At 70.7% G+C, this 22,980-nt stretch carries 21 protein-coding genes and 1 riboswitch; of the genes, 13 read left to right on the top strand and 8 right to left on the bottom strand.

Features of this window, described 5'->3' with window-relative positions:
* Positions 1–67 precede the first annotated feature (67 nt).
* Together ABZ374_RS04035 and ABZ374_RS04030 are read left to right on the top strand one after the other, a co-directional pair.
* A complete protein-coding gene (locus tag ABZ374_RS04035; protein WP_360305857.1) occupies positions 68–961 on the top strand; it encodes an NmrA/HSCARG family protein in 894 nt (297 codons plus the stop codon).
* Complete coding sequence (locus ABZ374_RS04030; protein WP_360305855.1) at positions 958–2,160, top strand: acyltransferase; 1,203 nt, start codon at positions 958–960, stop codon at positions 2,158–2,160. The genes ABZ374_RS04035 and ABZ374_RS04030 overlap by 4 nt, the downstream gene beginning before the upstream one ends.
* A 201-nt stretch (positions 2,161–2,361) precedes the next feature.
* Here the strand turns inward: ABZ374_RS04030 and ABZ374_RS04025 are convergent, their stop codons facing one another.
* Positions 2,362–3,870, bottom strand: coding sequence for an MDR family MFS transporter (locus tag ABZ374_RS04025; RefSeq protein WP_360305853.1), 1,509 nt, complete (start codon positions 3,868–3,870; stop codon positions 2,362–2,364).
* 66 nt (positions 3,871–3,936) lie between these two features.
* Between ABZ374_RS04025 and ABZ374_RS04020 the strand changes: the two genes are divergently transcribed.
* On the top strand, positions 3,937–4,680 hold the full coding sequence (locus ABZ374_RS04020) for a TetR family transcriptional regulator (RefSeq protein WP_360305851.1): 744 nt from the start codon (positions 3,937–3,939) through the stop codon (positions 4,678–4,680).
* A gap of 48 nt (positions 4,681–4,728) precedes the next feature.
* Here ABZ374_RS04020 and ABZ374_RS04015 read toward each other — a convergent pair whose 3' ends face one another.
* A complete protein-coding gene (locus ABZ374_RS04015; RefSeq protein WP_360305849.1) occupies positions 4,729–5,688 on the bottom strand; it encodes a TIGR03619 family F420-dependent LLM class oxidoreductase in 960 nt (319 codons plus the stop codon).
* A gap of 175 nt (positions 5,689–5,863) precedes the next feature.
* Between ABZ374_RS04015 and ABZ374_RS04010 the strand changes: the two genes are divergently transcribed.
* Complete coding sequence (locus tag ABZ374_RS04010; RefSeq protein WP_360305847.1) at positions 5,864–6,715, top strand: SAM-dependent methyltransferase; 852 nt, start codon at positions 5,864–5,866, stop codon at positions 6,713–6,715.
* A 9-nt stretch (positions 6,716–6,724) separates the two neighbouring features.
* Positions 6,725–7,291 carry a hypothetical protein gene (locus ABZ374_RS04005; protein WP_360305845.1) on the top strand — a complete coding sequence of 189 codons (567 nt, stop codon included), beginning with the start codon at positions 6,725–6,727 and terminating at the stop codon, positions 7,289–7,291.
* Between the two features lie 36 nt (positions 7,292–7,327).
* On the opposite strand, the gene ABZ374_RS04000 is transcribed toward ABZ374_RS04005, so the two are convergent.
* The 3 genes from ABZ374_RS04000 to ABZ374_RS03990 are packed head-to-tail and all read right to left on the bottom strand — an operon-like array spanning position 7,328 to position 9,947.
* Positions 7,328–8,365, bottom strand: a complete 1,038-nt coding sequence (locus ABZ374_RS04000) for an LLM class flavin-dependent oxidoreductase (RefSeq protein WP_360305843.1) — start codon at positions 8,363–8,365, stop codon at positions 7,328–7,330.
* A 56-nt stretch (positions 8,366–8,421) separates the two neighbouring features.
* Complete coding sequence (locus ABZ374_RS03995) at positions 8,422–9,162, bottom strand: SDR family oxidoreductase (RefSeq protein WP_360305841.1); 741 nt, start codon at positions 9,160–9,162, stop codon at positions 8,422–8,424.
* Positions 9,162–9,947: an SDR family NAD(P)-dependent oxidoreductase gene (locus ABZ374_RS03990; RefSeq protein WP_360305839.1), complete on the bottom strand. Its 786-nt coding sequence runs from the start codon at positions 9,945–9,947 to the stop codon at positions 9,162–9,164. The genes ABZ374_RS03995 and ABZ374_RS03990 overlap by 1 nt, the downstream gene beginning before the upstream one ends.
* 227 nt (positions 9,948–10,174) lie before the next feature.
* On the opposite strand from ABZ374_RS03990, the gene ABZ374_RS03985 reads away from it, so the two are divergent.
* Positions 10,175–10,603 carry a nuclear transport factor 2 family protein gene (locus ABZ374_RS03985; RefSeq protein WP_360305837.1) on the top strand — a complete coding sequence of 143 codons (429 nt, stop codon included), beginning with the start codon at positions 10,175–10,177 and terminating at the stop codon, positions 10,601–10,603.
* An 18-nt stretch (positions 10,604–10,621) separates the two neighbouring features.
* Here the strand turns inward: ABZ374_RS03985 and ABZ374_RS03980 are convergent, their stop codons facing one another.
* The gene (locus ABZ374_RS03980; RefSeq protein WP_360305835.1) at positions 10,622–11,434 is read right to left on the bottom strand and encodes an AfsR/SARP family transcriptional regulator; all 813 of its coding nucleotides are present in this window, start codon (positions 11,432–11,434) and stop codon (positions 10,622–10,624) included.
* Positions 11,435–11,821: 387 nt separating this feature from the next.
* Between ABZ374_RS03980 and ABZ374_RS03975 the strand changes: the two genes are divergently transcribed.
* Positions 11,822–12,919, top strand: coding sequence for a histidine kinase (locus ABZ374_RS03975; RefSeq protein WP_360305833.1), 1,098 nt, complete (start codon positions 11,822–11,824; stop codon positions 12,917–12,919).
* Here ABZ374_RS03975 and ABZ374_RS03970 read toward each other — a convergent pair.
* On the bottom strand, positions 12,894–13,529 hold the full coding sequence (locus tag ABZ374_RS03970; RefSeq protein ID WP_360305831.1) for a response regulator transcription factor: 636 nt from the start codon (positions 13,527–13,529) through the stop codon (positions 12,894–12,896). The two genes, ABZ374_RS03975 and ABZ374_RS03970, sit on opposite strands and share 26 nt — an antisense overlap.
* Positions 13,530–13,769: 240 nt before the next feature.
* Between ABZ374_RS03970 and ABZ374_RS03965 the strand changes: the two genes are divergently transcribed.
* The 4 genes from ABZ374_RS03965 to ABZ374_RS03950 all read left to right on the top strand — a co-directional run bounded on the left by ABZ374_RS03965 (position 13,770) and on the right by ABZ374_RS03950 (position 18,350).
* Positions 13,770–14,693 (top strand): MBL fold metallo-hydrolase, encoded by a 924-nt coding sequence (locus ABZ374_RS03965; protein WP_360305829.1) that lies wholly within the window; start codon positions 13,770–13,772, stop codon positions 14,691–14,693.
* Positions 14,694–14,895: 202 nt separating this feature from the next.
* A complete protein-coding gene (locus tag ABZ374_RS03960; RefSeq protein WP_360305827.1) occupies positions 14,896–15,546 on the top strand; it encodes a hypothetical protein in 651 nt (216 codons plus the stop codon).
* A 655-nt stretch (positions 15,547–16,201) separates the two neighbouring features.
* Entirely contained in the window at positions 16,202–17,254 is a 1,053-nt protein-coding gene (locus ABZ374_RS03955; protein ID WP_360305825.1) for a hypothetical protein, read from the top strand.
* A 373-nt stretch (positions 17,255–17,627) separates the two neighbouring features.
* Positions 17,628–18,350 (top strand): hypothetical protein, encoded by a 723-nt coding sequence (locus ABZ374_RS03950; protein ID WP_360305824.1) that lies wholly within the window; start codon positions 17,628–17,630, stop codon positions 18,348–18,350.
* Between the two features lie 560 nt (positions 18,351–18,910).
* On the opposite strand, the gene ABZ374_RS03945 is transcribed toward ABZ374_RS03950, so the two are convergent.
* Positions 18,911–20,656 carry an amidase gene (locus ABZ374_RS03945; RefSeq protein WP_360305822.1) on the bottom strand — a complete coding sequence of 582 codons (1,746 nt, stop codon included), beginning with the start codon at positions 20,654–20,656 and terminating at the stop codon, positions 18,911–18,913.
* 190 nt (positions 20,657–20,846) lie between these two features.
* On the opposite strand from ABZ374_RS03945, the gene ABZ374_RS03940 reads away from it, so the two are divergent.
* Complete coding sequence (locus ABZ374_RS03940; protein WP_360305820.1) at positions 20,847–21,848, top strand: LacI family DNA-binding transcriptional regulator; 1,002 nt, start codon at positions 20,847–20,849, stop codon at positions 21,846–21,848.
* A gap of 188 nt (positions 21,849–22,036) precedes the next feature.
* Positions 22,037–22,354, top strand: a complete 318-nt coding sequence (locus tag ABZ374_RS03935) for a hypothetical protein (protein ID WP_360305818.1) — start codon at positions 22,037–22,039, stop codon at positions 22,352–22,354.
* Between the two features lie 350 nt (positions 22,355–22,704).
* A riboswitch (cobalamin riboswitch) is annotated at positions 22,705–22,870 on the top strand.
* The last annotated feature ends 110 nt before the right edge of the window (positions 22,871–22,980 follow it).

Raw genomic sequence — 22,980 nt, 5'->3', positions numbered from 1 at the left:
TCCAGCGGGATTCCAGCCGGGGCCGCGACTGTGATCCGCCGGACGACCGATTCGGGAGGGACAGTCCATGACAGGCGGAGAGAACGACGCCGAGCGCTGGGTGCTGGTCATCGGAGCCACCGGCAGGCAGGGCGGTACGGCCGCCCGACACCTGCTCGATCGCGGCTGGGCGGTGCACGCGTTCGTTCGCAACCCGGACCATCCGCAGGCTCGCGAACTGGCGGCCAAGGGCGCCGAGTTGGTGCCGGGATCGCTCGACGACGCGGACTCCGTGTACGCCGCGACGACCGGTGCGTACGGGGTGTTCAGCGTCTTCACGCCGACGCACGGCAACGGCCTCGACGGCGAGGAACGGCACGCGGCCCTGATCGCCGAGGCGGTCCGCAAGGCCGGCGTGGCGCACGTGGTGCACAGCTCGGTCGGCGGGGTGGAGAATCCCGGCGGCGTCGGCTGGCGGGAGACCAAACTACGGGTCGAACAGACCATGCGCACCTCCGGACGGCCCACGACCTTCCTGCGCGCGGTCTACTACATGGAGAACTTCCTCGACCTTCCGCCGGTGTCGGACGGCAACGGCGGCCTGGTGCTCAGCCGCGGTCTGCTGCCCGATACCACCCTGCAGATGATCGCGTCACAGGACATCGGCTGGTTCGTCGCCGACGCCTTCGACGACCCGGCGCAATTCGTCGACCGCAACGTGGAGATCGCCGGCGAGGAGCTGACCGGACCGGAGATCGCCGCGGCCTTCGAGCGGTACACCGGGATGCCGAGCCGATTCGAGTCGGTGCCCATCGAGGAGATCGCCCGACAGAACGAGTGGATGGCCAAGACCTTCGTGTGGTTCAACGAGGTCGGCTACACCGCGGACATTCCCGCGCATCGGGCCGCGCATCCGGAACTGCGCACCTTCGAGGCGTTCCTGCGTGATTCGGGATGGGTTCCGCCGCAGGGTCCGGGATGAGCCCGGACGATCCGGCCGGCCGCCGCAGAGCGCTGCCCTCGCTCACCGGCATGCGCTTCCTGGCCGCCGCCATGGTGTTCTTCTCGCACGCCTTCTTCCGGTTCGTGCCCACCAGTTGGGGATCCGCGGACAAGGGCGTGTCGTTCCTGTGGAGCAAGGCCGGCTCCACCGGAGTGTCGTTCTTCTTCATCCTGAGCGGTTTCGTGCTGACCTGGTCGGCCCGACCGGGTGAGCGTGCCCGGTCCTTCTGGCGCGCCCGGGCCTGCAAGATCTACCCGAACCACCTGGTCACCGCGGCCGCCGCGATCCTGCTCGCGCTGTCCCTCGACGAGACGATGACAACCCGTCAGGTGTTGCCGAACCTCGCGCTCGTGCACACCTGGCTCCCGCGCCTGGACATCCTGAACAGCGTCAACACGGTGAGCTGGTCGCTGGGTTGCGAGGCGTTCTTCTACCTGTCGTTCCCGTTCCTGCTGCGGCTGGTGCTGCGGGTGCCCGGGCGATGGTTGTGGTGGTGGGGTGCGGGTGTCGCGGCCGCCGTGTGGTGCGTGCCGCTGGTGTCCCACGTGTTCCTGGACTCGGGCACGCCGCTCTCCGCGCGGTTGCCCTATTCGGTGACCCAGCTGTGGTTCGTGTACTTCTTCCCCGTGACCCGGGCCCTGGAGTTCGTCCTCGGCATGTTCCTGGCGCAGCTCGTCGCCCAGGGCAGGTGGCCGCGGATCGGCCTGCTGCCGGCGGGGGCGCTGGTGGTGGGCGCGTACTTCGGGGCGTTGTACATCCCCGGGCAGTACGGCACGGTCGCGGTGACCGTGCTCCCGCTGGCCCTGCTGATCGGGGCCGGCGCTCGGGCCGACCTCGACCGGCGGCCGTCCGCACTGCGCGGCCGGACGATGTTGTGGCTCGGCGAGGTCTCGTTCGCGCTGTACATGGTGCACGAACTGTTCATCGACCGAGTCGCGTACGAGCTGGACATCACCACCGCGGACAGCCTGACCCCCTGGCAGGCCGCCGGCCTGGCGCTGCCCACCCTGGGCGGCGCGCTCGTGTTGGCCTGGCTGCTGAACTCGCTCGTCGAGCGGCCGGTCATGCGCCGGTGGAGTCGCGCCCGCAAGCCGGTACCCGCCGGCCGGCCCGATCCCGGCGTGGTGTCGGGCGAGGGCGCGGCGGTGGCCGAGGATCCGCGGCGATCGGTGCACTGACCGGCGAGCACCCGAGCGCCCGGTACCGAACGGCCGGCACCGAACTGCGGGCACCGAACTGCGGGCACCGAACTGCGGGCACCGAACGCCCTGTACCGAACAACCGGTGGCGAACCGGTGCCGAACACCGGGCACGGGGAGCCGACTGCCATGCCGCGGCAGTCGGCTCCCTTTCCCGTTCGCGGCGCTCGCGCCGGTCTCCTACACGGCGGGGGCGCTGCGGCTGTGCGTATCGGTGTCGGGCGCCGGATCCGCGTCCGTCGACGCGTCGTCGGACGGCTTCGCCCCGCGCTCCAAGGCGGTCATCAACACGGCGGGGAGGATGGCGAGCGCCGACGCCGCCAGCACCCACACGAAGGTCACACCGAAGCCGGATGCCTGCTCGGAGGCCCGCCCGCCGGCGTCGTCGAGGTGCTGTTGGAGCACCACGACGAACAGGGCGGTCCCCATCGAACCGCCGATCCGTTGCAGCATGTTGAGCTGCGGGGTGGCGTCGTTGACCTGGGATGGGGCCAACGCCCGGAACGCCGCCGTCATGGCGGGCATGCCGGACATCCCGATCCCGAACCCGCGGGCGACCATCGCCACCCCCAGCAGCCAGTACGAACTCCCGGCCGAGATCAGGACGAACGGCAACGTGGCCGCGACACAGACAACCCCGCCGATGACGGCGGTCAGGCTGCCGATCCGCTCGAAGAGGCGCCCGGCCAGGAACATGCCCACCGCGGCGCCGAGTCCCTGCGGAGCCAGCAGCATGCCGGTATGGAACGCGTCCTCGTGCCGGACCACCTGGAAGTACAGCGGCATCAGGATCATGCCGCCGAAAATGGCGGTGCCCATGACGAACGTCGCGAAGGACGCCGCGCCGAACATCCGGTTCCGGTACAACCGCAGGTCCAGCAGCGGGTGTTCGACCCGCAGCGACCGCAGCACGAACACGGTGGTCAGGGCCAGGCCCACCAGGAACGGCAGCAGCACCTCGGCGGAGACCGCCGTGCCCTCCAGCCCGGCCCGGGCCAATCCGTAGGTGACGCCCACCACGCCCACCGAAACCAGGAGCAGTCCGGGCACATCGAGCGGCCCGGCCGCCTCGCCCGCGTCGTCACGCGGCAGCAGCCGCACGGTGAGGTACATCGCCAGGACGCCCACCGGCACATTGATCCAGAAGATCCACTCCCAGCCCGCGTGATCCAGGAGCAACCCCCCGATGGTGGGGCCGAGCACCGGGGTGAGCACCATCGGCACGCCGATCGCGCTCATCACCCGGGCCAGGCCCTGCGGCCCGGCCGCCCGGACCAGGATCATCTGGCCGACGGGCATCATCAGCCCGCCGCCCACGCCTTGGAGCGTGCGGAAGAGGATGAGCGTCTCGGCCGACGACGCGAGCCCGCACAACGCCGAGGCCACCGTAAAGATCGCGAGCGCCCACGCGTACAGCCGGCGCGGGCCGAAGCGTCGGGCGGCCCACGCGGACACGGGGGTCACCGCGGCCAGGGCCAGCAGGTAGCTCGTCACCACCCATTGCACGGTGTCGAGGGATGCGTCGAAGTCCACCGAGAGATGCCGCAGGGCGACGTTGACGACGGTCGAATCCAGGAAGGCGAGGATCGCGCCCATCAGCACGACCAGCACGGCTTGCCGCGCTTCGCGGGTGAGACCGGGGCGCTCCGACGTGGCCGGCGGGTCCGCTGGGTCATCGTATGCAGTCATGTCTCCAGCTTCTCATCCATAGGGCTGTCACTGTCAAACAGATGGATGATTAGTTAGGATGGCCGGATGACAGTCAAGAAGATCAACCCCGGCGCGGGCGCCGGTGCCGGCGAGCGCGGAGCCGACGCGACGCAGGCCGACGACGGCCACGATCGCCGGCGGCCCCGGCGGGCGCCCAAAGCCGAGGAGCGGCAACGCGACGCGGAGCGGTCCCGGCGGCTGTTGCTGGACGCCGCGCTCGACGAGTTCGCGTCCCGCGGCCCGGCCGGCGCCCGGGTGCAGGAGATCGCCGAACGGGCGGGCGTCAACAAGCAGTTGATCAACTACTACTTCGGCGGGAAGGACGGCCTCTACCGCGAACTGCACCGCGGTTGGGCCGAGAGCGAGGCGCTCTTCGCCGAGGAGGACACGCCCTTGGCCGAGGTCGCGGTCCGCTACCTGGAGCGGGGGCTCGCCGACCCGAGGCCGGCCAGGCTGATGCTCTGGCGGGGGCTCTCGGATGAGGTCCGGGAGGTTCCGGAGGAGGAGGCGGCGGCGCTCGACGAGGACGTGGCCGGCCTGCGGCGAGCGCGCGAGCGGGGCGAGATCGCCGACGACCTGGACCCGGCCTTCCTACGGCTGGCCGTGATGGGGATGATCATGGCGCCGATCGTGATGCCGCAGATCGCCGGGCGGGCAGCGGGGCTCGATCCGCGATCCGCCGAGTTCCGGGAACGATACGGCGAGCAGATCCGCCGACTGGTCCGGCATCTGGGCGGACCGGTGCCGGAGCAGGATCCCCCGAACCGGGCCGAACCCTCGGCGACGTGAAATCGTCGGCGCGGCGCGCCCCCGACAGGTGCCGCCCACCTGCCCCGACTACCAGAGCCCCTCGGTCAACTCGCGGAAGCGGGCGAGGCGGGAGATCTCGGCGTCCGCGCCGCCGGCCCCCCGCCGATTGGAGAGGGTGAGATGCGTGGCGCCCGCCTGCCGCCAGGTCTCCAGGCTCGTCGCCCACGCGTCCTCCGGAACCAGCTGGAGCGCGATCCGCGCCTCGACGCCGAAGGTGTCCACGTCCCGACCGTGCGCGACCACGAGCTCGCGCAACCGTCGAACGACGTCCACCCCCGCCCGCACGTCGCGCATCAGCGGGCCGAACATCTTGTAGCCGTCGGCGATCCGGGCCATCCGGTCCAGGACCACGGGCTTGGGCACACCGCCGCCGTCGAAGTCGCCGCCGCCCATCCACACCGGCACCCGCCGCTCCGGGCGCGGGTTCAGGGCCACGTCGACCAGCTGGATCAGCTTGCCTCGATGGGTGACCGACGGCTCGGTCCACAACAGGCGCATCACCTCGACCTGCTCCTCGACGAGCTGCCCGCGAGTGCTCGGGTCGACACCGAACGCCTGTACCTCCTCCCGGTTCCAGCCCACGCTGACGCAGAGTCGAAGCCGCCCCTCCGAGAACAGATCGATCTCGGCCGCCTGCTTGGCCGCGAGGCCGGCGGAACGCAGCGGGAGCAGAACCGAGGGGGCGATCTCGATCCGCGAGGTGAGCGCCGCAACGAACGCGGCCTGGGTGAACGCCTCGTGCCACGGCTCACACGGGGACATGCTCGACGGCCAGTTCGGCGCCCGGGCCGGCAGCACGTGCTCGCCGAAGCCCAGATGGTCGTAGCCGAGATCCTCGAACGCCTGTACGTAGTCTCGAAGTTCGTGCCGGGTATCGAAGTAGGGCAGGTCGCCGCCGATCCGCAACGGGCGAGGCGACCCGAGCCCGGAGACATCCGGTTCGGCGAACCCTACGGGACCGACCGGGCGTTCCTGAGAGCTGGTCACGCGCGAACCTCCGTGAGTGTGCTGACCCGATTACGTACCGTCCACCTTGGCACCACTGCCTGGAGCCCGGCTACCGCATCCCTCGAACGCCGCCCCGATGTCCGCGTTCCAGCCGGCTTCGAGCCCCCCTCCACCCCCACCCACGACCCTGATCCGCGCCACGAAAGGAGCACGAATGAGCGAGCACGAGGCAAGGACACCCGCATCGGGCGAGGGAGTGCGGTTGCCTTCGGGCGTCAGCCTGACGGCGGTGGGCATCGCCGCCGGGCGGGCCGCGGAGAGTGAGCGCGAGGAGCGGTTGTTCCACGACCCGTACGCACGGGCCTTCGTCGAGGCGGTCGGGGCGAGCGCCGTGGACGGGATGCGGGACTTCGCGGGTTACGTCGCCGTGCGCACCCGCTTCTTCGACGACTGTCTGGGCGGCGCGGCGGACCGCGGCTGCCGCCAGGTGGTGATCCTGGCCGCGGGCCTGGACACCAGGGCGTTCCGCCTGGACTGGCCCGTCGGGACCAGGGTGTTCGAGCTGGACCTGCCGGATCTGCTCGCCTTCAAGGAGCGTGTGCTGGCCGAGCGACAGGCGGCACCCGCGTGCGCGCGCACGGTGTTGCCGGTCGACCTGCGGGACGACTGGCCCGCCACGCTGCGCTCCGCCGGGTTCGAGCCGAAGGAGCCGACCGCCTGGCTGGTCGAGGGATTGCTGCCCTACCTGGACCGGGCCGGCAACGACGAACTCCTCGACACCGTGGGGAGGTTGTCCGCGCCCGGCAGCGAGTTCGCGATGGACCACATCGACTCGGCCACCAAACGGCACCGGCTGGCCCGGGTCTCCGACACCCTCCACGACCTGGGGGCGACCTGGAAGTCCACCCTCGACGATCCGGCGGGGTGGCTGAGCGGCCACGGCTGGCAGGTGACGGACGCGCCGACCATCGCCGCCCTGGCCGGCCGCTACGGGCGGGGCGCCGCCCTGGCCGCCGAAGCCGGGGCCCGGCCCAGCGGGCTGGCCGCCGCGGTCCGGAAGGGCTGAACCGTGGGCATGCGAATCGCGACGGTCGAGCGTGCGCTCGCCCTGACCTGCCGGGTCCACACCGAGCCGCACGGCGACGACCACACCATCGCCTACACCCTGCGCTTCAACGTGACCGCGCCCCGAACGGCGCGAGTGGGAGAGGAGTTCGAGATCGTCCTCGTGCCCGCACCGATCACCTTCTCCGCCAAGCTCAGCAGCGGCATCGACGACATCGCCCTGTGCTTTCGGATCCCCACGCACGCGCGGGTCGTGCGGCACACACTGACCGGTGGCGAGGCGCTCGGCGAAGCGTCTCCGTACACCGAACCACTTCCCGGGGGCCGCCTGGTCCTGCGTGCCCCGGGGCCGTTCCGGCCCGAAGTGCCGTTCACCCTCCCGGCCTTGAGCTGGCGCGTGCGCGCCGACGGGAGCGGCCCGGTGGAGACCGGCCTGGCCGGGACCGACTTCGCCGACCCGGCCTGGAGCTACCGCTGGGCCCGCGCCGCCGACGCGGTGAGCGGCGACGTCACGGGCTTCCCGGACCCTGTCGTGGATCCATCCGGCACCCTCGGCCGGACGGTCCCCATGCTGTGACCCCACCCGCGCCGTGACCGCTCCGGGCTTCGACCGTCAGCGCGCGCCGGCCGCCAGGTCGCGGGCCCGGGCCGCGGCACGCAGGATCCGCACCCGACCCGCCAGGTCGGTGGCCGCCGCCGAGACCATCACGCCGAGCGTGGTGACGCCCGCGTCGGCGTACGCGCGCATCCGCTCGGCGAGCCGGGGCACGGGGCCCACCAAGGCGGTGCGGTCGATGAAGTCCACCGGGAGCGCGGCCGCCGCGCCGGCCCGATCGCCCGCCGCCAACCGCCGCCGCAGCAGCGCGACCTCGCGTTCGTAGCCCAGTTGCCGGGCCATCGAGCAGTAGAAGTTCCGGGCCGGGTCGCCGATGCCGAGCAGGTACACGTACTGCTCGCGCAGCGCGTCCACCGCGGTCGGCACGTCGTCGGCCACCGACGTGGGCAGGCTCGGCAGCACCTCGAACCCGTCCATGCCGAGCCCCGCCCGGGTCCGACCCGCCCGGAGCTCGACCACGGCCTTCACGACCGACTCGGGCGAGGTGAACACCCCGAGCCAGCCGTCGGCGATCTCTCCGGCCAGCCGCAGCGCGTGCGGGCCGACCGCCGCCAGATACACCGGCAGCCGGGCGTGCGGCCGTTCGGTGGTCAGCCGCAGGGGCGCGTCGGCGCCGGCGCCGGGAGCGGGAAGCCGAAAGTGCTCTCCCGTATACGTGACCGACTCCCCGGCCAACGCCCGCCGGACGATGTCCACGTACTCGCGGGTGCGGCCCAGCGGCCGGTCGAACGGCACGCCGTACCAGCCCTGCGACACATCGGGATTGGACACCCCCAGGCCGAGCCGGAACCGGCCGCCGCTGAGCGCGTCCAGCGTCGCCGCAGTGAGTGCGGCCGTGCCCGGCGGCCGGGCCGGGATCTGCATCACCGCCGAGACCAGGCCGATCCGCTCGGTCGCGCCGGCCGCCAGGCCGAGCACGCTCACCGCGTCCGAGCGGTACCCCTCGGGCGCCAACACCACGTCGTAGTCGAGCAGTTCCGCCGCACGGGCCAACTCGCCCGCTCCCTGGTACACCAGATTCGCGCCGAGTCGCACGGCCGTCTCCTCAGGTCGGTCGAAGGATCGGTCAGGTCAGGTCGGGTCGGAGCAGGTCAGATCAGGTGGGCGCCGCCGTCCACGGACAGCACATGGCCGGTCGTGTACGCGGCATTGGCCAGACCGATCACCGCCTCGGCGACGTCCTCCGGCAGGCCGACCCGGCCCAGCGGGGTGCTCTGGCGGACCTTCTCGGCGATCGGCGCGAAGAAGTCGCTGTCCCGCGTCCACGGCGTGGCGATCAGCCCGGGAGCCACCGCGTTCACGCGCACGTGCGGGCCGACCGCCCCGGCGAGCAGCACGGTCATGTGCTCGATCGCCGCCTTGCTCACCGCGTACGGGATCGAACTGCCCACGGCCCGGCGGCCGGCGACGGAGGAGATGTTGATCACCGCCCCGTCACCCGACGCGATGAGATGCGGTACGGCGGCCACGGTGGTCTGCCAGGTGCCGAGCACGTTGAGCCCGAGGATCTCCCGCCACACCTCGGGGGTCACCGCCGCCAGGTCGGCGTGCGGGATCACCCGCGTGACCCCGGCGTTGTTGACCAGCAGGTCGAGTCGGCCGAAGTGCGCCACGGACGCCTCCACCAACTCCCGCGCCTGCGCCGGGACGGACACGTCCGCCCGGATGTACACCGCGTCCGGCAGGGCGGCCGCGACCTTCTCGCCGGCCTCCACCGAACGCGCGGAGTTGACCACGACCCGGATGCCCTCGGCGCCCAGCCGCCGCGCGATCGCCGCCCCGATCCCGGAGGAGGAACCCGTCACCAGCGCCACTCGCGTTTCGGCGGACATCAGTAGTTGCCCAACCCGCCGCAGACGTTCAGCGCCTGCGCGGTCACCGCGGCGGCGTCGTCGCCGACGAGGTACTCGACCATCGCGGCCACCTCGCGAGTCTCCACGTAGCGACCCATCGGCACCCGAGTGGTGATGCGGTCGTGCGCCTCCTGCTCGGTGACGCCCCAGATGCCGGCGTAGTGCTCGCGGACGCCCTGGGCCATCGGCGTCTCGACGAAGCCCGGGCACACGGCGTTGACCGTGATCCCGGACCGGGCGAGTTCCAGGCCCAGTGCCTTGGTGAAGCCCACCACGCCGTGCTTGGACGCGGAGTACGGCGCGGCGTGCACCACACCCTGCTTGCCGCCGGTCGAGGCGATGTTGACGATCCGGCCGCGGCCCTTGGCCAGCATTCCACCGGTGGTCAGTACTTCCTTGGTCATCAGGAAGACGCTGTTGAGGTTCGTGGCGATGACGTCGAACCACAACTCGTCCGGGATCTCCGCGGTGGCGCCGCCGCCGCTTCGGCCCGCGTTGTTGACCAGGATGTCGACCGGGCCGAATCGTTCGACGGCCGCGCGCACGTACTCCCTGATCTGCTCCGGCCGCGCGACGTCGCACACCGAGCCGTCCGCCTCGAAGCCCGCGCTCCGCAACTCCCCCAGCGTGGCGTCCAGTTCGGCCTTGCCCCGGGCGCAGAGGTAGACCCGCGCGCCGAGCCCGGCCAGCCGGTGCGCGACCTCCTTGCCGATTCCGCTCGTGGCGCCGGTCACCAGGGCCACGGGGCTGCCTGTCTCGCTCATGGGTCTCCGATCCCGCTGTCGTAGGGGACACGACGCGTCCCGCCGTCCCGGGGAAGCGTGGGACGGGCGACTTGAGGCGAGGTGGAAGCCGGCTGGAGCGCGGGACGGCCCGCTTTCCAGCCGATTTCGAGGTGGGCCGGTCAGGCTGGCCGACGCCGGCCTTCGGCACCGGCCGTGGGGTGTCCCGGGACACCCCCGACATACCGAAACCACCGAAGGAGAGCCCGATGACCCAAACCTCCGTCCGCACCGATCTCTACGCGCGGGTCCAGCACTTCTACGCGCACCAGATGCAGGCCCTCGACGCCGGCCGGTTCGAGGACTACGCCGCGACCTTCACCCCGGACGGCACCTTCCAGCACTCGCCGGCCGCCGAGCCGGCTCGCACGCGGGCCGGGATCGTCGCCGAACTGGTGGAATTCCACAAGCGGTTCGACGGCGACCCGGTCCAGCGCAGGCACTGGTTCAACCACATCGCGCTGGTCTTGCGGGCCGACGGCGGCATCGCCGCCACGGTGTACGCCTTGGTGGTCACCGTCCGCCCGGGCGGCAAGCCGGAGATCGCCCCGAGCTGCGTGGTGCACGACGTCCTGGAGGTGGGGGAGGACGGGGTGTACACCCGCTCCCGTCGGATCACCCACGACCAGCTCGGCTGACACCGCGATGGCGAACCGTCAGTACGCCGGTAGCCGGGCGGGCACGGCCGCCTCCCAGCGGTCGAGTTCGGGCGCGCCGCAGAGCACGGCCTGGTGCAGCCGCTGGAGCCGTGCCGACGGCTCCACGGCGAGTTCCCGATACAGGCGCTCGCGGAGGTGGCGGAACTCCTGGAGCGCGCGCGAGGGACTCCCCGAACGGCAGAGCGCGATCATCAGTTGGGCACACAGGTTCTCGTTCAGCGGGTACCGGACGACGAGCGTGCGCAACTCGCCGAGAAGGGCCGCGTGGTAGCCGAGTTGCATATCGGCCTCTATGCGTTCCTCCAGCGCTTGCCTACGCGTTTCCTCCATATGGATGATCTCCAGACCCAGTACCCGCCCCACCGGGACGTCGACCAGAGCGGGCCCTCGCCACAGGGCGAGGGCGTCGGTGAGAAGTGCCGACGCCGAGCGGGGATCACCGGCCGCCAACGCGATACTGCCCTCGGCTGCGGAGCGTCGGAATCTCGACCAGTCACAGTTCTCCGCGGGCACCGTTATTCGGTAGCCGCCGAAGGAAGTCGCCAGGAAATCCTTCGGGGAACGCTCGGGGAAATTTTGTAACGCCTTGGAAATTCGCCGGCGCAGTTGCATGATGTATGTCTGCAGCGTCGTGGCCGAACTGCGCGGTACCGCATCTCCCCATAATTCCTCCATCAGCGTCGCCACGGGTACGATCCGACCCGCGTGCAGAGTGAGCAGCGCGAGGATCTGTCGGGGCTTGCCCGCGCTCGGCACGATGGATTGACCGTGCTCGCGGACCAGCAACTCTCCCAATACTTCGACATCCATGGGCGTCCTCCGATCGAGGTGTCTCGGCAACGTCGATCCGACACTCGCATCGACCGACGTCCGCCGCCCAGTGACGTGGTCACGTTCCCGGGGGTGAATTCGACACGTACCCATGAGGAATTCACACTTCTATTTCCGGAGGCCATCCGCGGGACCTGACGGACCCGTTCGATCGCGGCGCCGGCTCCATCGGGACCGGCCGCCCGTCGATTCGATCATGGCCCGATATCGGCGGACGCCCTGTGACCCGCGCGACAACCGCATCCCACGCGATCGGATTACTGATTGACTGCGCCCCTCGGATCCATATTCGATCGGGCGGACGGCATGGTCGACTTACCGAAGGATGAGCCACCCCCTTGGCTCGCGGCGTGCATCGTTTTGACCGTGCAGTCCGCGGTGGGCCTCCTCGGCTTCCTGAACCTCCTCGCCGGACATCCCACATCCGGCCGGATCGCGCTGTACGTCACCGCCTTCGTCCTGGTGTTCGCGCTGCAAAGCCTGCACTGCGCCCTGTGGGGCTCCCGCCTCCGTGCTCGGTACGGCGGGTGGACCCTCGCCGCCCAGGCGCTGCTCACCTACGGCCCGCTGTGCGTGCTCGGACTCGCCTGGGCCGGCATGTCGGGCTTCCTCGCCGGCGCCGTGCTGCTCGTGCTCAATCCACCGTGGTCCGTCACCGCCTTCGGCTGCGCCACCGCGCTCACCGGGGGCTGGGTGATGATGATCGACCCCCGGCCGCTCGGGGTCTCCATCGGCATACTCTCGTGCACCGTGAACGCGCTGATGGTGTACGGGGTCACCCGCATCGCCGCCTGGAGCGTCGTGGTCAGGCGTGCCCGAGAGGAGTTCTCGCGGCTGGCGGTGGAGGGCGAACGATTGCGAGTGGCAAGGGACTTGCACGATCTGCTGGGGTACAACCTGGCCGCCATCACACTCAAGTGCGAGTTGGTGACCCGGCTCATCGACAAAGAGGCCAAAGGCGCGCACGCGGAACTCCAGGAGGTGTTGGCGATCTCCCGCCAGGCCTTCGCCGACCTGCGCTGTGTCGCGCACGGCTATCGACAGTTGTCCCTGGCCGTGGAACTGTCCGCCGCCCGACGGGTGTTGAGCACCGCCGGCATCGACCTGGCCATCCACGACGAGCGCGTTCCCCTGCACGAGGACACCGGCAGCGTCCTGGCCACGGTGGTCCGCGAGGGGGTCACCAACGTGCTGCGGCACAGCATGGCCCGGAGTTGCCGGATCACCATCTCCCGGACCGGGGGTCGGCTCGTGCTGGAGATGGCCAACGACGGCGTCCCCACGAACGGGGGCGCCCGGGCGCCGCATCGCCTCGGTGGCGGGTTGGACAACCTGGGCCGCCGGCTCGACGAGGTCGGCGGCACGTTCCGCGCGGGTGCCGACGGCGACGGCTGGTTCCGGCTCACCGCCGAACACCCGGTCGAACCGCTGCGGGCCCTCAGCTTATCCAAGCCCGCGCTCTAGCGATCCGCACGGCGTCCACCCGATTGCGGGCGTTGAGCTTGGTGACGGTGGCGGTCAGGTAGTTGCGCACCGTCCCCGTCGACAGATGCATCGCCCCCGCGATCTCCGTCGCGTTCATGCCCTCGGCGGCCATCTGCAGCACGTCGCTCTCCCGTGGGGTCAGCGGGCTGCCCCCGCCGCGCCTGCCGGCCGGGCGCTCCTCCGCCTCCCACGCGCCGGGCGGAATCCGGGAGTCGATCACCCGTTGCCCCGAGGCCACCAGGCGGATGGCGGCGGCGAGTTCGGAGGGCGGGGCGATCTTGGGCAGGAAGCCCCAGACGTGCGCGTCCATCGCCCTGCGCACCGTGCCCGGCTGGTCCAGCGCGGTCAGCACGATGACCCGACAAGTCGGCACCATCTCGTGCAGCAGGCTCGCGGCGTCCAGCCCGTTGGCGCCGGGAAGGTTGATGTCGATGACCGCGACGTCGGGTTGCAACTCGATCGCCGCCGGCAGAATCGCCCTACCATCCGCGATCTCCGCCACGACGGACAGATCCGCCTCCAGCCCGAGCAGCGCCACCAACGCTCCTCGGATCATGTGCATGTCCTCGGCCAGTAAGATCCGAATCACCGGTCCCCCCCGTGTCGGCTCCTGCTCGATCTGCTCTCTGTACCAACAGTTGGCACTATTACAGATCTGCGCCGCCGCCATTCGTCGACCCTTCGGCGATCACCGCCGCCCCGCCCGCTTTCGGCGTTTTCCAGTCACGCCCTCGGCCGTGGTCGGCCGCCGCTCCAGCCATCCTCGATCCCCGGGCGCGAGCATGGCCGCCGATCCGATCATCGGTCCGAGACCGCCAGGAGGCACGTTGTGTCCGAAGCGACCCGGCAACAGCCGTCGACAGCCCGACTCACCGAGGTCGCCGACGGCGTCTTCGCCTATGTACAACCCCACGGCGGGTGGTGCGTCAACAACGCGGCCCTGGTGGTGTCCCGCGACGGGTCGGTGCTCGTGGACACCGCCGCCACCGAGGCCAGGGCCCGGCGGCTACGGGCCGCGATCCTCGAAGTGGCTCCCGCCGCGCCGCGGATCCTGGTGAACACGCACTTCCACGGCGACCACACGTTCGGCAACTTCGTGTTCCCCGAGGCCGTGGTCGTCGGGCACGCGGATGCCCGGACCGAGATGGCGGCGGCCGGCCTGCACCTCACCCGGTTGTGGCCCGACGTCGCGTGGGGCGACCTCGACCTCGCGCTTCCGGTGATCACCTATCGGGACCGAATCACCCTGCATGTGGGCGACATCCGGGCGGAGTTGATTCATTTCGGCCCGGCACACACCACGAACGACACCGTCGTATGGTTGCCCGAGCGGGAGGTGCTGATCACCGGCGACCTGGTGATGTCCGGCGTGACGCCCTTCGTGCCGATGGGTTCGGTGTCCGGAACACTGGCGGCCCTCGAACGGATGCGCGCACTGGGCGCCCGGACGATCATCACCGGCCACGGTCCGCCGACCGGCCCCGAAGTGTTCGACGTCACAGCGAACTACCTGCACTGGATTCGGGATCTGGCGCGGGAGGGAATAGCCGCCGGCCTCACCCCCCTCCAGGTCGCCCGCGAGAGCGACCGCACCGCCTTCGCGCACCTGCTCGACTCCGAACGGCTCGTACCCAACCTGCATCGCGCCTTCGCCGAGGAGCAGGGTGCGGCCCCGGGCGCCGCGCTCGACATCGGCGCGGTTTTCGCGGAGATGGTGGAATTCCACGGCCGACTGCCCGCCTGCGACGCCTGAACGCGTCCACCCGTGCGGCGACTTCGTACCGGGCATGGACCCCGAGCCGATCGCCCACGGGCGGCCGGCGGGCCGAACGCGGTAAGCGGCGCGACGCGCAGCCGAGGCAGGGCCGGTTTCACCGGGCGCCACTTCGCTCCTTTCCCCGCGGCTCCAGCCTCGGCGGTGGTGAAGCCGAAATGACGCCTTGTAGCGTCGCCGAATGTCGGTTCGAGCAAATGACGAAGCCGAGCGGGTCACAGCGGCTTGGCGGGCCCTTACCGCGTGGCCGGCCGAGCATGCTCCCCTCTCGTATGCCTCGATCCTGCCACCCGCGACAAACGAGGAGATCGCCACCGCGAACTCCCGGCTGAAGCAGCATTTCGGGTTCGGCCTGCCCGTGGAACTGGACGCGCTTTGGCGACTGTGCGGTGGTGCGGAGCACCAGTACATCGAGAATGACGAGCAGGGTGAGGTCGGCTCCGGGGCTTTCCTGCCCCACGGGGTGATGTGCTCCCTGGCGCGGGCGGTGGAGTTGAGGCTCGCCATGCTCGGGTGGGGCGCGCCGGGCGACATGTGGGGCGGAGCCCGGGTACTCCCGTGGCTCACCCGGGACGAAGCCGGACCCGAGCAGGGTCGCTATGCCGGCGACGTCGGCGTCGGGGACTGGTGGATCGTGGAGCAGCCGGTGACGGAGGCGGTCCACCCGTCGATCTCCGCCTGCCTCGAAGCCACCCTGCGCGCCCTGACGGACGGCCCCGCGAACCTGATGCGCGACGATGTGCCCGGACTCGTATGGGGTTGCCTGATCCGGGGCAACCCCGAGCGTCCCGGAATGCTGGATGCCTTCGCGCACTGGACACCGATTCACTGAGCATGGGGCCCTGCGCGTCGTGAACACGGGGCGCCGGTGGCCCGGCCGACGACCTTGCGGGTGGCGACGTCGATGACGGTGGCCGGGAACAGCCGGCCCTGCCCGGTCGCCAGGGGCGAGGGTGGGGCGGGGCATCACCGCGAGGAGCGGCTCGATCGCCGCCGGGAAGGACGTGCAGGACTCCCACGTCGGTCGGTAGGCATCAACACATCGCACGTGATCGTGAATGCCGGCGACGTTGCCGAAATTGATCACAGGTGCGTGAAAGGGGGCGAGGAATAGCCCAGGTGCCGGGTGTTCCGGCGAGTAGTGATCCAAGGCGACGCAGGATCGATCGCCACGTCTTGTGGAAAATGATCACGTCGCGTCCGAGGACCGAGAGGCTTTGGGCAGGCGTCGGTGTGGGCGAAGATGCTCCTCTCGTTCGTCGCCCTTCCGGACAAGTCGACGCGCTGAAAAGCGCGCCCGTTCGGAGTATGATTTCATGCGCTCGTCGGGAGGCATCTTCGACCGCAAGAGGCGGGCATGATCACCATCTCGATCCCGCATACGACCGACCCATCGGTCCAACCATTCGTCGCGGGAAGCAGGGGCGGCGTCACGCGACTGCGGCTAAACGCGACGGCTTGAATATCCTCGAGAATGAAACCCGCGCATGACCTTTCGCTTTACACGGTCCAGTGTTCGGCCCGGTCGTAACGATGAGTCCGCCGGCGTCGATGGAGAAGATGGAACGCCCGATCGGGCGTTGGCCTCGGTCGCACCGACAGAGGTCGCACCCGCGCGGCCGAGCATTCACGCGAGCGGCGGAAGCGTGGCGGCGGGGAACAACGTGAAAACGGTTGTCACCGGAAACCACAACGTCATGCACGTGTATTCGCCTGTACTGGTGGCCATGGCGGCCCTGGGGGCCATGGGACTTGTCGGTGTCGTCGTCTTCATGGCCGTACGGGAGAACGACACCGGCTCGGGCAACCGGACCCAAGGGGCAGGACCGGTCGCCTCCGGCCCAGAGAAGCCGCGTCCCGCCACGATCCCGCCGAGTAATGGCGGTCCGGGTATGCAACCCTCCACCACGAGCCCGCCGAGTGCGAGCGTCGCGGACACACCACCGCTGACCGCGAGCGTGGACTACGCACCGGACCCGAACAAGTGCCACGGCTGGTTGTTCCCCGGCAAAAGCCCTCGAGACATCCCGGTTCCCCCGGGCGAGCCGACAGCCGAATGGGCCCACGGACTCGGTGGCATCGATCGCGACACCACGCCCATCGTGGTGACCGTCGAGGGGAAGCACGACTACAACGTCACGCTTCGAGCCATGCGCGTGGTCGAACGACAGGAGAGCAAACTGGCCCCGGGCACCAACGTGACCCTCCGGCTCGGCTGTGGTTCCGGATTGCCTATCGGCCCCCGGATGGTCATCGACTTGGCTGCTGAAAATCCACGCGTCGAACAAGAGGACGGCGGAGAATTCAGTTATAAAGTCGCCGGGAACGACACTCAAAGATTCGGAATCGACGCACAAAGCCCTGTAAAAGAATGGCGGACATGCGATTGCGTTATCACCTGGAAGCTCGCACTTGACTGGACGTATCAGGGCAAACAGGGAACATTGATCATCGACGATCAAGGCGCTCCGTTTCGCACCGGGAGCAATAATTCCACGGAATACCCCACCTTAACAAAATCCGGTGCAATCTGGGAGTAGCATCCCGCGGCATTGCGGCGAACGCCCGCCGCCCACTCGACGGGCCGACGGGAATCCGCTGCGGATTCCCGCAGCGCCCACGGGTCGAGAAAAGGGATGGATCACCTTGGTGCCCCTTGCCGGCGTCGACGCCGACCCATATCCGCTCGTGTGGCGTGATCAAGCCCGTCGCTCCGTTTCACGGTGACCAACTCTTGCGCGGCCCGAAGAAATACTCCGCCGACAGGCCCCTGAGCAGCGGTGACCACAGTCCTCGATCAGTGGCCGGAGCGTCCCCAAGGGCCGGGCGGCCATTCCTTCCGAGCCAACGACGGTAGAAGACCATCAGCCATAGCCGGTCCTCCCGGACCGCCAAGCATTCCTGGGGAAGGCCATGCACCGAAAGCTCATACTGCTGCTCTGCGCGTTACCGATCGCCGGCGGGTGCGACAATTCGTCGCCGGAGAAAACGACCGCGGCCGAAACGCCCACCGCGAGCGTGACCTTCGTGCCGCAGCCGAGCGCACCCACACTGTCCCCCACCCCCGGCCTGCCCGCGTCGCCGTCCACCACCTCCGCGTCACCCACCCGCAAGACCGACCCGTCGCCGGTCGCAACCACGCCCTCCAGGAGGAGCAGTACTCCGGCCGGCGGCGGCGACACCCGGCCCGCCGGAACCAAGGGTCTGGACTGCGGCAGGCTCCTCGGCAGCGGCACCTTCACCGACCCCCACCGGCTCGGCGTCGTCGACGGTCCCGTGGCCGCCAGAGGGTGCGAGCCGCTGACCTCCGGCTTCCCGTTCAACGTTCGATACTTCTCCTTCAGGCTGACCGCCACACCGGGCGCGAAAGCGCATGCCGGGGCGTCCTTCGCCCTGGTCAGGGGCGCGATCAGCCCGGTCTACCCGGCGATCGTCCAGCCCAACGGATGGATCCTCAAGCACAGCCTGGGCTCCGGCTACTGGACCGGGACCGAACCCGGCTTCACCGGCCGCTACCAGATCATCGCCGATCTGTCTCCGGGCACCTACATACTCCGCGTCGACAAACTCGACTCCCCCCTACGCTCCAACACAACGCCGTCCTACGACATCGAAGTCGACTCCGATCCCTCCTGAGAGCCCCTGCCGGGCCGCATTCCCCTTCGGGCCGGCAGGGACCTCGATGCCCGGGTAGGTGATGGCGGGGTTCCAAGTCACGTGCTGCCTGGTGTCGGAACCGGCTTCCGCATACGTGTCGGCCGTCGCGGCCGTCGTGGTGCCGGGCGGTCCGCACACCACGGACCCGCATCGGGCCAAGTCGCGTTGCCTGCCCGGGACACGGGCCGCCCCTCGGAGGCCCAGACAACAGCACCGACCCGGAGCTGATCGAACGGCTCACCCGTGCGATTCACTCACCGCGACGGGCACCGACATCAACGCAAGCTCCAGGAGGCGCATTTGGTCGACGCAAGGGTGCGCTGTCCACGAAGGGCGGGCTGGGCCGGCCGCCCGACGACCGACTCTCGGCCGTGACTCACGTAACGGGTGTAGACCTCCTCGGGACCGTGGTGGTCGATGCCGGCCTCGGGAAGGTCCTGAGCCGTCGCGAGGACGTGCAGCTCCCGCCGCCCCAACTTCGGGGGCCCGGCTCGCCGATCGTGGGATGTTGCTCATCCCGGTTCACCGAAGCCGGGCTGTCACTGCGGGATTTCGGTCGCCAGGCGTGGCGTACGCGGCGGTTCGGTGCGGCGATTCCCGGTCGCCTCGAAGGCAGCGGCCAGGCCGAGCAGGGCGTTGTCGTCGTACGCGCGGCCGGCGAAGGTCAGCCCCACGGGCATGCCGATGTCCGCCATGGCGCCCATCGGCACGGTGACGGTCGGGATGCCGAGGTGCCGGGGCACCAGGTTGCCGTTCGCGACCCACACGCCGTTGCGCCAACCGAGGTCGGCGGACGCCTCCTCGACGTCCATGTCCGCCGGGCCCACATCTGCGACGGCGGGGAACACCACCGCGTCCAAGCGCAGTTCGTCCATCCACGCCTCGAGATCGACCCTGCGTGTCTCCTCGAGGCCGTGCAGGCCCGCTTCGAGGTGTGGGATGTCGGTGAACGACGCGTACGGGCGCTCGCGCACCAGCCTCGGGTAGTCGGCGATGGTGTCGTCGAACCCGACGTAGCGGTCAGGCAGTTCGTCGGGGTGCTTGGGCCAGATCCGGGCCGGGTCGACGTCGGCGAGGGTGGCCAGTGCCGGGTCGCCGTTGGCGCGCAGGAAGTCGTCCCACGCCCACGCCGAAAGGTCCTCGATCTCGACGGTGAGGAACGCGGGGTCGACGAGGCCCCTGGTGGGCAGCGACGGCGCGCCGGGGCGGTCGGCCTCGTAGTTGGTCACGGCGGGGAAGTCGACGTCGACCACCTCGGCGCCCGCGGCCTCCAGGTCGCGGCGCGCGGCCTCCCACAGGGCGATGACCGACGCGCGTGTCCGGATGCGTTGCCCGGTCGGGCCGCCGATGCCGCCGCGGGGGTTCGTCCCGGCGTCGGGGTCGGCGTTGATGTACATGCGGGGCACGCCGATCCGCCGGCCGGCGAGCGCGGCGCGGGCCGCGGTCGCATCCGCGGGCGCCAGGGCCGGGTAGGAGAGCGGGCGTATCCGGGACGCCGCGGGCAGCGGTATCCACGGCTGGGAACGCCACAGGTCGCCGCGGGTCTGCGGGTCGTCGGCGACGACGACGTCGAGGAGTTCGAGGAGGTCGGCCATGGTGCGGGTGTGCGGGACCACGACGTCCATGGTCGGTACGAGCGGCCAGTTGCCGCGTACCGAGATGACGCCGCGGCTGGGTGTGTAGGCGCACAGCGCGTTGTTGGAGGCAGGGGCGCGGCCCGACGACCAGGTCTCCTCCCCGAGGCCGAACGCGCCGAAGGACGCCGCCGTCGCGGTGCCCGATCCGTTCGACGATCCGGAGCCGTAGGCGCTGGTCAGCCAGTCGGCGTTGTAGGGGCTTTCGGCGCGGCCGTACACGCCGCGCTGCATGCCGCCGTTGGCCATGGGCGGCATGTTGGTCAGCCCGATGAGCACGGCCCCGGCGGCCCGCAGTCGCTCGATGGCGAACGCGTCGCACCGGGCGACCAGGCGTTCGAACGCCGGCGAACCGGCCGCCGCCGTCAGTCCCTTCGCGAGGTAGCTGTCCTTCGCCGTGTACGGGATGCCGTCCAGCGGGCCGAGGCTCTCGCCACGCGCCCGGCGGGCGTCGGAGGCCGCGGCGTCGGCGTGGGCGTTCGGGTTGGTCACGACGACCGCGTTGAGCGCGGTGGCGGTGCCGGGCCGGTCATAGGCCGCGATCCGCGCGAGATAGGCGTCGAGCAGGTCGACCGCCGTGGTCTCGCCTTTCTCCAGCGCCACCCGCAGGTCGGCGATGCCGGTCTCCACGACGTCGAATCCGCGGGTCATGCGGGGTGCCTCCTGGCTGGTTCGGTTCGGCGGCCTCGTTAAACCGGTACGCGGGGTCGAAGCCGTGCCCCGAACCCGGGCGGGCGAACGGCATCCCACGTCCGTGCCGGATCGATCCGGCACAGGGCGAGCCTAGGTGCTGCCGGATCGATCCGGCAAACCCTGGGCCGGACATCTAGACTCCGTGGTTGTGAACGCCCGCATCGTGACCCTGATCGACGTGGCACGCGCCGCCGGCGTGTCCCGGAGCACCGCCTCGGACGCCCTGCAAGGCTCCGGACGCGTGGCCGAGGCCACCCGCGCCCGGGTCCGCGAGACGGCGGAGGCGCTCGGCTACCGCCCCAACAGCGCCGCCCGCCGTCTGCGCCGCGCCGACGCGGGGGCGCTCGGCCTCTACCTCCCCCGGACCGCGACCCGGCTCGACTACTACCTGGACCTCGCCTTCGGAGCCGTCGAGCGCGCCCAGCACGACGGGCTCGACGTCGTCCTGCTCGGCGGGCCCACGGGCAGCTCCGGACCGGTCGCCTCCCGAGTCGACGGTCTCCTCGTCATCGACCCCGACGGCTCCGACCCGGCCGTCCCGAAACTCCTCGACGCGGGCGTCCCGGTCGTCACCGGCGAGCGCTACCTCGGCCCCAGCCGCGCCCCGATCGGTGCCGTGGTGTGCGACAACGCCGCCTCGCTCGCCGCGGTCCTGGACCACCTGCGCGAACGCGGCGCGCGGCGACCGGCGCTGCTCGCCCCGGGGGGCGACTCGGCGTGGGCCCAAACCCTGCGAGTGAGCGCCGACGCGTGGGGAACGCCGCACGGCGTCCCGGTCACCGTACGCACCGTCCCGTTCGCGGCGACCCCCGCGCAGGCGGCCGAAGCCGCCAGGGACCTGCTCACCGCGGAACCGGACATCGACGCGGTGGTGTGCGGCCCCGACGGAGCCGCTCCCGGCGTCCTGCACGGCGCCCGCGCCCTCGGTCGAACTCCCGGCGCGGACCTGCTCGTCGCCTCCTGCGTCGACGGCACCGCCACCCGCACCGGCAACCCGCCGATCACCGCCGTGGACTTGCGCCCCGCCGACTATGGGCAGGCCTGCGCCGAACTCCTGTGCGACATTCTGGCCGACCGCACCCCACCCGACACAGTCCGCCTCCACCCATGGAAACTGCGCACCCGGGCCTCGACCCAGGGTGGCCACTGAACCGACCGCGTGCCGCCCGTTCGAGTGCTTCCCGCCCAAGGCCGATGCCGGCAGGCGCCGACTGCGGAACGTGCTGCGTCGCGTCAAGCCCTCCGCACACTACGACTTGCCTTGATATCTCACGTATTGGCGCCAAATCTCGCATTGCGGCGACAGCCCCCGGGCTCGCCCTGGTCATGACGGCCTGGTTGCTCACAGCCCACGGCACCCCGCCACCCCGCCACCCCGCCACCAACGTCCCCACCACGGCCGCCGATTACGGTGCCCGCCGGCCGGCCTCCCGGTCCGCCGGCGACGGCAGCGGCGGCAAGTTCATCCCGGCCACCGGCAGCTCGACGACGCCCGAACCGCCCAACACGATGCAGTCCGCACTCGCCCTGGCCGCGGCCGGCGTCGAGGAGGCCACCTTCGAGGACACAGTGGACCGGCTCAAGGCTGCGGCGCCCCCGACCCGCTCGCCACCCGGCAGTCCGTATGGGGCGCGGCCGGAACCCCGTTCCCGCTGAACCCCTCCTTCACCACTCCGCTCCCCCTCCCCCGTGCGTCCCCTGACCCGGCCCCGGTGCCGGCCGCAGGCGGGGAGCCCCGAGTGTGGGGCTCCCCCTGTGGTGGAAACCGGCCGGCCCAGGCACTTCGGCACCGCGGCGAAGGGTCACCGCCGCGCCGGGTCCTCCCCACCGGTCGGCGGTCGGAACGAACACGACACCGGATCGCGAACACCGGCCCCACCGATGCGTCGCCGGCCGTTGTCCGCGTCTTCGGCGCGTGCTCGCCCCATCCGGCTCGTGCGGTGGCTCCCCGGGGGCGCCCTCGGCCGGCTAAGCTGTCGCACGCAGTCGGTTCGCCCTGCCATCCGGGTAGGCGCGTCGTAAGAGGGAACCCGGTGTGAATCCGGGACTGCCCCGCAGCGGTGAGTGGGAACGACCGCCGTCAACCAGCACTGGACCCGACTCGGGTCCGGGAAGCGACGGCCAGTAGGTGTCCGCCCTTGGCGGATGTGCCCGCGAGTCCGAAGACCTGCCACTGCCCGTGCGCCGCCGATGCGCACGGTGATCTCGGTGACCTCGTGGGCGGGTCGGCGGACAACCGGTGGGACACGTGCGGGAGTACACCGACGTGACCCGTGTGGTTT

It is taken from the genome of Embleya sp. NPDC005971 (genome assembly GCF_040629175.1).
Classification (GTDB): Bacteria; Actinomycetota; Actinomycetes; order Streptomycetales; family Streptomycetaceae; genus Embleya.
Note: the sequence above shows the minus strand (reverse complement) of the source record. Positions and strands in the feature narration are given on the sequence as shown.